Genomic DNA, 3,666 nt, shown 5'->3' on the forward strand with positions numbered 1-3,666 from the left:
GGGTCAGGGGGTGGCGGCGGGCCAGCGGGCGGTGGACCAGGGGTGCCGCAGCTCGTCGAGCGAGGCGATCTCGTGGGGCTTCAACGTGTCGATGTCGGGGGCCTGTTCGTGCCGGGCGTAGGCGCTGTCGACATAGCGGTGCCCGGTGTCGGCGGCGATGAAGACGTACGTACGCGTCGTGTCCCGGCTCCGCTCCCACAGCGCGGCCAGATGGGCGGCGCCCGCCGAGAGCCCGGCGAAGATCCCGCTGGTGCGCAGCAGGGAGACCGCGCCGGACACGGCGCTGTCGAAGTTGACCCAGTGGATCCGGTCGTACAGTTCGTGCCGGACGTTCCGGAAGGCGATGGCGCTGCCGATTCCGGCGATGATCATGTCCGGGTCGGCGACGCGCTCGGAGCCGAAGGTGACGCTGCCGAAGGGCTGCACGCCCACCAGCGACACGTCCCGGCCCGCCTCGCGCAGATACGTGGCGAGTGCCCCGGTCGACGCGCCCGAGCCGACGCCGCCGACCAGCGCCAGGGGACCGGCGGGCAGGTCCGCGTCCATCGCCTCGGCCACCTCGCGGTAGCCGTAGTAGTGGATGCCGTCGTGATACTGCCGCATCCAGTGGTAGGAAGGGTTGTCCGCCAGGATCTCGGCGATGCGGCGGACCCTCAGCTCCTGGTCGAGGCGCAGGTTCGTGGAGGGGGCGACCTGCTCCAGCGTGGCGCCGAGTATCTCCAGCTGCACCCGGGTCGAGCGGTCCACGGTGGTGGAGCCCACGATGTGGCATTTCATGCCGTAGCGGTGGCAGGCGAGCGCGAGGGCCTGGGCGTAGATGCCGCTGGAGCTGTCGACGAGCGTGTCGCCCGGCCGGACCGCGCCGGAATCGAGCAGGTGCCGTACGGCGCCGAGGGCGGAGTAGATCTTCATCGTCTCGAACCGGAGGCAGGCCAGATCCGGGGCGAGGGATATGAGGTCGGGCTTCTTCACCGCTTCGGCGATGTGTTCGTACATGACGGAGATCCCCCGTAGGAACGTGGTGAGGGCAGGAGGCGCCGGGGGGAGAGTGCCGCTCCCCGGGACGCCGAGAGCATCACACCAGATGAAAATGATTGTCAAGACCGTGTAGGGTCGGCACACTGCTGGACGAGGAGTGACGACGGGCGGCGGATGCGCCCGGACGGCTCGGAGACATGGGTGTCCGACGACGCCGAGGCGTGAGCGTTCGAGGACGCCGGCACGTGAGCGTTCGAGGACGCCGAGACATGCGCGTTCGACGGCGCCAGGACATGCGCGTTCGACGACGCGGGGAGGAGTCGCGTGAAGCTGTACCAGGAGGCCGCGGTCGGGGCCCGACTGCCCCGCCAAGGGCCTGTGCGCACCGGAGTGGGCACGGCGTTCGGCACCTTCGGTGAACTGCTCCAGGGCCAACTGCCCGAGGCGGACGGGGACTTCCTCGTGACCCTGCCGGTCGCCCGCTGGACCATGGCGACCTTCCGTCCGGGCTCCGCGTCCGGCGACATCGAGGTCCGCCCGCACCGCAAGACCAAGGCGCTCCGGCTCGCCCGGATGATCGCCGCGTCGGCGCCGCCGGGCGCGCGGCCCGTCCGGGGCGGCGTGCTCACCGTCAGCAGCGTGATCCCCGAGGGCAAGGGGCTCGCCAGCTCCTCCGCCGACCTGGTCGCCACCGCGCGGGCGGTCGGGCAGGCCCTCGGCGTCCCCATGCCGCCCACCCGCATCGAGCGGTTCCTGTCCCGCATCGAGCCCACCGACGGCGTGCTCTACCCCGCGATCGTCGCCTTCCATCACCGCAGCGTGCGGCTGCGCGCCGTCCTCGGCTCGCTGCCCGCCATGGCCGTGGTCGGCGTCGACGAGGGCGGCTCGGTCGACACCGTGGACTTCAACCGCCTCCCCAAACCGTTCACGCCGGCCGACCGGGGTACCTACGCCGACCTCCTCGGGCGTCTCACCGCCGCCGTGCGCCGCCAGGACCTCGCCGAGGTCGGCCGGATCGCGACCCGCAGCGCCCTGATGAACCAACGCCTGCGCCACAAGGCCCTGTTGGACCCGATGCGGGAGATCTGCCGCGAGGTCGGCGGGCTCGGCGTGGCCGTCGGCCACAGCGGTACGACCCTGGGCGTGCTGATCGACGCCACGGACCCCGCGTACACGCGGCGCGTGACGGCGGCGGCGCAGGCCTGCACCGGGCTGGCGGGCGGCGTGACGGTCTACCGCACGCTGAGCTTCGGCAACGCCGCGTGCCCGGCGGACGTGCCGTGACGGCCGGGGCGGGCGTCCGCAGGACCCGGCAGCGCGGCGCCGTGCTCGAAACCCTGCGCCGGTGCGGTGAGTTCGTCTCCGCGCAGGAGCTGCACGCGCTCCTCGTCGAGGCAGGGGCCGCGGTCGGCCTCACCACCGTCTACCGCGCGCTGCGCGACCTCGACCGCGCGGGCCTCGTCGACGTCGTGCGCGACGAGACCGGCGAGCGGCTCTACCTGCGGCGCCCCACCGAGGAGCACCGCCACTACCTCATCTGCCGCCGCTGCGGCCACAGTCAGGCGGTGGACGCGGGGGACGTCGAGGCGTGGGCCGAGCGGCTGGGCGAGACCACCGGCTTCGCGGACCTCGCGCACACCCTCGAACTCAGCGGCGTGTGCGGCCCGTGCCGCCCCTCCGGTGACGCCGACAGGGGCTGACTTCATACGGTTGCCGAACCTCATCACTGAGTAAAGTTCAGGGAGGGCGTCCGGGAGCCGCCCGTGGTGCGCGGGGGCCCAACTGTCCCTGTTCGTCGGCTTGTTGCGCTGGAAGCCGTCCTTGTGGACGGCCGACGGCAGAGGGGGAGCGGAATATGACGGACGGGCATGCGAGCAGAGACGAGTCATCCGGCGTCCGCCTGCTGCTCGGAGCGCTGCGCGACGACTCGCCGCGCGGCATAGGCCCTTACCAAGTCCTCGCCCGGCTCGGGACGGACGGCATGGACGAGGTCTTCCTCGCGGCGGATCCGCGCGCTGTCGCGCAGGGCGCGGAGCCGTCGGCGGACCACCCGGGTGCCCCGGCCGAAGACGCGCCCGACGCGGCGCCGGTGCTGGTCGCGATCAGGGTCATACGGACCGATCTCGGCCACGAGCCCGCGTTCCGGGAGCGGTTCGGCCGCGAGGTCGTCTCCGCGCTTCCCGCGCGCGGCCGGTGCGTCGCGCGGCTGTTCGCCGCCGACCCGGTCGCCGTACACCCCTGGCTCGCCACCGAGTACGTCTCCGGACCCACCCTGGAACGCGCGGTGCGCATCGGCGGACCGCTGCCGCGGGCCGCCGTGCTGCGCCTCGGCCTCGAACTGGCCGAGGCGCTGCGCGACATCCACCGCGCCGGGATCCTGCACCGCGACCTGAGCCCCGCGAACGTCCTGCTCGGCGCGGACGGCCCGAAGGTCACCGGCTTCGGCATCGCGCGCGACCCCGCGGCCGACGACGTGGCCACGAGCGCGGCGCCGGCCGACGCGAGAACCGGGACGCGGACCGGAGCGAGGGCCGGAGCGGCGGCACTGTCGACGACCGGCTCCCCGGGCTTCCTGACGCCCGAGCACCTCCTCGGCCCGCGCCACGTGGTCGCCGCGTCCGACGTGTTCGGCCTCGCCGCCGTCCTCTGCCATGCCGCGACCGGCACGAATCCCTTCGGCGACGGCCG

The 3,666-nt window shown here is 73.2% G+C and carries 4 protein-coding genes; 3 read left to right on the top strand and 1 reads right to left on the bottom strand.

The genetic code is table 11. The features are described 5' to 3' along the window. Nucleotides 1-3 precede the first annotated feature (3 nt). On the bottom strand, nucleotides 4-996 hold the full coding sequence (locus tag AOK22_RS35545) for a pyridoxal-phosphate dependent enzyme (RefSeq protein WP_055702824.1): 993 nt from the start codon (nucleotides 994-996) through the stop codon (nucleotides 4-6). Between the two features lie 312 nt (nucleotides 997-1,308). Between AOK22_RS35545 and AOK22_RS35550 the strand changes: the two genes are divergently transcribed. The 3 genes from AOK22_RS35550 to AOK22_RS35560 form a co-directional block, all read left to right on the top strand. Beyond that, nucleotides 1,309-2,262: a GHMP family kinase ATP-binding protein gene (locus AOK22_RS35550; RefSeq protein ID WP_425264110.1), complete on the top strand. Its 954-nt coding sequence runs from the start codon at nucleotides 1,309-1,311 to the stop codon at nucleotides 2,260-2,262. Then, nucleotides 2,241-2,678, top strand: a complete 438-nt coding sequence (locus AOK22_RS35555) for a Fur family transcriptional regulator (protein ID WP_055702825.1) — start codon at nucleotides 2,241-2,243, stop codon at nucleotides 2,676-2,678. The genes AOK22_RS35550 and AOK22_RS35555 overlap by 22 nt, the downstream gene beginning before the upstream one ends. Nucleotides 2,679-2,833: 155 nt before the next feature. Next, a partial coding sequence (locus AOK22_RS35560) for a serine/threonine-protein kinase (RefSeq protein WP_157872390.1) occupies nucleotides 2,834-3,666 on the top strand: 833 nt, incomplete at its 3' end.

It is taken from the genome of Streptomyces silaceus (genome assembly GCF_001419745.1).
Lineage (GTDB): Bacteria > Actinomycetota > Actinomycetes > Streptomycetales > Streptomycetaceae > Streptomyces > Streptomyces silaceus.